Origin of the sequence: Kitasatospora sp. A2-31 (assembly GCF_022288725.1) — a bacterium.
Taxonomy (GTDB): Bacteria; Actinomycetota; Actinomycetes; order Streptomycetales; family Streptomycetaceae; genus Kitasatospora.
Genome location: NZ_JAKNTA010000068.1, coordinates 1 through 4,935, shown reverse-complemented (window position 1 = coordinate 4,935; position 4,935 = coordinate 1). Strand labels below are relative to the sequence as shown.

The window sequence follows — 4,935 nt, the reverse complement described above, 5'->3', positions numbered from 1 at the left end:
GGGACTCGGTGAGGTTGTGGCGGAACACCGCGGCGCCGTAGCCGAGGGTCTTCGCGTTCGCCGCCTCCACCCGGTCCAGCAGCGCCCGCGCGGCCGGCCGGTCCTCCGTCGTGGCGGCCACCCAGTCGAGGAAGCCGTCGATCACGCGCTCGAAGAGCACGTTGTTCTCCCAGAGCGTGTCGTCGGCGTCGAACACGAGCACCTGGTCACCGGTCACTGTCATCCACTCCACCCGTCCATGAGGATCCGTCGGCCGACAGGGCGGCCGGGCCTTCGTTCTCCAGCAGTTCGACCACGCGGGCCAGCGACTCCCGCAGCGCCTCACCCCGAGCCGCCCCACGGGCCTCCTCGATCGGCAGCCACCGCACCCGGGCGGACGGCCGCTCCGGGCGGACGGCGGCCGGGGTACGGGTGGCGAGCACGAACCGGAGGTCGGCGTGCTCGTGCGCGGGCTCGCGGTCGGACGCGGGCACCGGCAGCACCACGACGTGGAGGAGCCGAGCAGCCGGCCAGAACACGAGGTCGGGCAGGTTGCTCTCCTCGCGGGCCTCGCGGAGCGCGACCTGCGCCGGGAACTCCTCGCCCGGGTCGCCGTGCCCGCCGACCTGCAGCCAGTCCTGCTGCCGCTCGTGCCAGCGCAGCAGCACCTCCCGGCCGGCGGGGTGCACGATCAGCGCGGACGCCGTCAGGTGCAGCGGCCGCTCACGGGCATAGGGATCACCGGCTGCGGCGAGCGGGAGGACGCGGGCGAGAACCGCGGCCTCCCTCGCACTGCGCGGCCGGAACTCCGACAACAGCTCGGCGGCCGTCCGGAACTCCCTCGATGTGCCCGTGTCGTTCACGTTGCTCCCCGTTCCCTCTCGTCCCGCCCGTCTCGGTCCGGGCGCGCGGCCCGCGGTGTCCGAACCTAGCCCGGCCGCCCGCCGTCCAGGTACCGGATTTTCGCCGGGGTCACCCGTGACGGTCCCTGGCGATGCGCCGCGCGCGAGCGGGTGGGAGTGTGGTGCCGAGGCGAAAGGGGACGATTGCCATGGGTACTCCCGAGGAGGAGGGCACCGAGCCGGCCGACGACCAGACGCGCGAGCGGTCCTCGGAGCAGCGGAACATCACCGCGCCGACCCCGCCGGACGTCCGGGCCGAGGGCGAGGACGACGAGGAGCCCGAGCCGCCGGCGGCCGACACCCAGGCGCCGTGACCGCGCGGCGGCCCGTCCGGCCCGTCGGCGGTACGGCCGGCCCGCCGGAAGACCCGCCGGCGCTACGGCCGTCGGGCGTCTTCCGGACGGGTCGCGGGCGGACGTCGCCCGGCCTGGGCATGCCGCCTCGAACGACGACCCCGGAACCCGTGAGGAGACCAGCGTGTACGCAGTGGTGCGGCGGTACGAAGGCGTGACCGATCCCGCCGAGGCAGGACGTCGAGTGGCCGAGGGGTTCGTGCCCCTCCTGCGTGAGGTCCCCGGGTTCCTGGCCTACTACTGGGTCGACGCGGGGGACGGAGTGATGCTCTCCACCAGCGTCTTCGAGGACCGCGCCGGAGCCGAGGAGTCGGTCCGCAGGGCCGCGGACTTCGTCCGGGACAACCTCGCGGCCCTGCTGCCCAACCCGCCCCAGGTCACGGCCGGCCCCGTCGCGGCCTCCGCCTAGCGCCCCGACCCCGCCGGGCACGCAGGCCCCGACTCCGGCCGGGCACGCAGGCCCCGACCCGCCGGGCCCCGGGCCGGCGGCCGAGGGAGCACCGGAGGCCCCTACCGTCACCGCGCCCACCCTGCCCACGGCACATCCGAACGGATTGTCCGACCTCGCTGCCATGATCACCGGCATGACCATGGACTACCCGGCCGTGCTGCGCACGCTCACCGCCGAGCACCTGCCCTCCGTCACCGTGCCACCGGACGAGTTCCGCCACGCCGGCGACCTCACCGTCCGCGGACGGCTGGTGTTCAGCAGCCCCGACCCCAGCGAGTTCACGCCCTGCCCGGACGTACCGCTCGGCACCCACCCGGTGTACGCGGGGGTGACCCGCTACCGCGACGGCACCCACGCCGTCGCCGCCCTGCTGCTCCCGCTGGCCCCGCCCGAGGCGGTCGCCGCCGCCGAGTACGAGGACACCATCGAGGACTACCAACCGCTCGGCCCCGACCTCGCCCTGCTGTGGGACACCGACACGATGAACGCCGCCCGCGCCGGCGACCCGGAGGCCTTCGCCGAGGACCTGCGCACGCGACTTCGTCCCACCACGCCCGGCGAGCCGATCTGCGTCCCCGTCGGCGCGCCGACCGGGGAGCGTACGGCCGCCCCGACCGACGGGAGGGGCCCGGCACTGGCCTTCCCGGTCTGCGCCGAGGCCGCGCTGTGCCTGGCGGGCCGCGGCCCCTCCGGCGAACTGGTCGCCCTGCTGCTGTTCAGCAGCTGACGGCACCCGCCCGGCGGTGCCCGCGACGGCGGCCGGACGGCCCGCCGTCCGGCACCGCCGTGGCACCGGGCGCAGTTCGTGCCGTCTACGATGTCCCCGTCATGATCGTATTGAAGGTGCTCGGCTCGTTCCGGGTCGAGGTCGACGGCCGCACGGTCGACACCGGCGGCCGGCTCGCCCGCATGGTCCTGGTCCAACTGCTGCTCGCCCGCGGAGCGGTGGTGCCCACGGAACGGATCATCGAACGGTTGTGGCCGGAGCGCGTCCCGTCCAGCGCCCAGACCTCGCTCCACGCCTACATCGCCCGTCTGCGGCGCGTCCTCGAACCGGACCGGGCACCGCGCACGCCCGCACGGCTACTGGTCAGCGCCCCCTACGGCTACGCCCTCGCCGTCGAGCAGGACGCGGTGGACGCCTGGGCCTTCGAGCACCGGGTCGCAGCCTGCTCCACTGCGCAACTGCCCGCCCACACCGCCGCCGAAGGCCTCGCCGAGGCGCTCGCCACGTGGGGCGGGCAGCCGTACGCGGAGTTCTCGGACGAGCCGTGGACCGCCGGCGAACGCGCCCGCCTGGAGGAGGTGCACCGCACCGCCCGCGAACGCCTCGCGGCCGCACGGCTGGGCTGCGGCCAGGCCGCCCAGGCCCTCGCCGACGCAGGCATGCTGACCCGGGAACAGCCGCTGCACGAGGAGGGCTGGCGGCTGCTCGCCCTGGCCCTGTGGGCCCGGGACCGCCAGGGCGACGCGCTGGCCGCGCTGCGCCGGGCCCGGCACGTCCTCGGCGAGGAACTCGGCGTCGAGCCCGGACCCGCCCTGCTGGAGCTGGAACAGGCCCTGCTGCACCAGCGCCTGGACGTCCTTCACCGCGCGACCGGAACACCCGCCGCGGCCCCCGCACGGACCGGGACGAGCACCGCCCCGGTGCCGACGCGCAGCCCGAACGCCACCTTCGGCAGCGGCAGCGGGACCGGGGCCGGGACCGGGAGCGGAGGCCGGACGCCGACGGTCCTGACGGCCGACCGGCTCCTGGGCCGCGACGAGGAACTCGCCGGCCTCGCCGCCGCGGCCGACCGGGCCCGCACCGGCCGCGCCCAGGTCGTCCTGGTCTCCGGCGAGGCCGGCATCGGCAAGTCCAGCCTCCTGGAAGCCGCCGTCCGCCAACTGCCCCCACAGGGCTGGCTCGTCGGCACCGGACACTGCCCGGAGACCGACGGCGCCCCGCCCGGCCGGGCCTGGTTCGACATGCTGCCCACCCTGGCCCAGGCCGCACCACCCGGCCCCTACGCCGACGAGCTCGCCCCGCTGCTGGCCCCCGGCACCACGAGCGACACCGGACAACCGGACGGCAGCCCCGCCCGGCGCTTCCGCCTCCACAAGGCGCTGCTCGGCTGGCTGCGCGAGACCGCCCTGCGCCGCCCCCTGGCGATCGTGCTGGACGACCTGCACCGCGGTGACCAGGAGAGCATCGAGCTGTACCTGCTCTGCGCCGAACACCTGCGCGACGTCCCGCTGCTCCTGGTGGGCTCCTACCGCACCGGCGAGGGCGACCTGACCGGCGCCCTGGCCCGCCTGGCCGCCTGCTCCCCGCTCCGGCTGGCCCTCACCGGCCTGTCGGACGCCCAGGCCGTCGAACTGCTGCGCCGCGGCGCGGCCGACATGAGCGACCACGCCGCCGTGGCCCTGGCCGAACGCGCCGGCGGAAACCCCTTCTACCTGCGCGAGAGCTCGCTCCTGATGGCCGGTGAGGGCGAGCAGCAGGCCCTGGCCCGCGTCCCGCAGGGCGTCCAGGACGTACTGCGGCGTCGCCTCGCCCTGCTCGCACCGACCGTCACCGCCGGGCTGCGCCTGGCAGCCGTCGCCGGACGCGAGGCCCCGGTGGCCCTGCTCGTCCACGCAGCGGACAGCGACGCCGACCAGCTCCTCGACGCCCTGGACGCCGGCGTCACCGCCGGCCTGCTCACCGAACCGCGCCCGGGCACCGTCCGCTTCACCCACGCCCTCGTGCGGGACGCCCTGGAAGGCGCCCTCCCCCCGCCTGCGGCTGGCCCGGATGCACTCCCGCCTCGGCAGGTCCCTGATCGCCCTCGGCTCCGACGACGTCGCCGCCACGGCCCACCACCTCCTGCGGGCGGCCGCGGTGGTGACCGCCGACGCCGCCCCCGCCGTCCACCACGCCCGGCTGGCCTGCGAACAGGCGGTGCGCCGCTACGCACCCCAGAACGCCGAAGCCCTCCTGAACGCGGCCCTCGGCCTGCTCACCGACCATCCCGCCGCCTTCGCCGGCCAGGACGCCACCCTGCTGCGCGTGACACTGCTGGGCCAGCTGGTGGACTGCCGGATCCGGATGGGCGCCGTCGTACCCGCCCGCGAGGCACAACTGCAGGCCGTGGGCGTCGCCCGCGCGGAGGGCCGCAACGACCTGCTGACCGCCGCCTACACGGCATGGACCGAACCGACACCCTGGCGCGTCCGCGCGTACGCGGACTTCGACCCCGAGGCAGTCGGGGAACTCGGCAAGCTCCTG

General features: G+C 75.9%; 5 protein-coding genes and 1 pseudogene. 4 read left to right on the top strand and 2 right to left on the bottom strand.

Features of this window, described 5'->3' with window-relative positions; translation table 11 throughout:
* Together MCM47_RS39355 and MCM47_RS39350 are read right to left on the bottom strand one after the other, a co-directional pair.
* A pseudogene (locus tag MCM47_RS39355) lies at positions 1 to 223 on the bottom strand (hydrolase); the annotation flags it as partial.
* The gene (locus tag MCM47_RS39350; RefSeq protein WP_238951686.1) at positions 207 to 842 is read right to left on the bottom strand and encodes an NUDIX hydrolase; all 636 of its coding nucleotides are present in this window, start codon (positions 840 to 842) and stop codon (positions 207 to 209) included. The pseudogene MCM47_RS39355 and the gene MCM47_RS39350, both read right to left, overlap by 17 nt.
* Before the next feature lie 188 nt (positions 843 to 1,030).
* Between MCM47_RS39350 and MCM47_RS39345 the strand changes: the two genes are divergently transcribed.
* From MCM47_RS39345 to MCM47_RS39330, 4 genes are all read left to right on the top strand, one after another.
* Positions 1,031 to 1,195, top strand: coding sequence for a hypothetical protein (locus tag MCM47_RS39345; RefSeq protein ID WP_238951685.1), 165 nt, complete (start codon positions 1,031 to 1,033; stop codon positions 1,193 to 1,195).
* 163 nt (positions 1,196 to 1,358) lie between these two features.
* Positions 1,359 to 1,643 carry an antibiotic biosynthesis monooxygenase gene (locus tag MCM47_RS39340; RefSeq protein ID WP_238951684.1) on the top strand — a complete coding sequence of 95 codons (285 nt, stop codon included), beginning with the start codon at positions 1,359 to 1,361 and terminating at the stop codon, positions 1,641 to 1,643.
* A 175-nt stretch (positions 1,644 to 1,818) separates the two neighbouring features.
* Positions 1,819 to 2,412: a hypothetical protein gene (locus MCM47_RS39335; protein WP_238951683.1), complete on the top strand. Its 594-nt coding sequence runs from the start codon at positions 1,819 to 1,821 to the stop codon at positions 2,410 to 2,412.
* Between the two features lie 101 nt (positions 2,413 to 2,513).
* Positions 2,514 to 4,935 (top strand): BTAD domain-containing putative transcriptional regulator (locus MCM47_RS39330; RefSeq protein WP_238951682.1); only part of this gene is annotated, 2,422 nt, incomplete at its 3' end.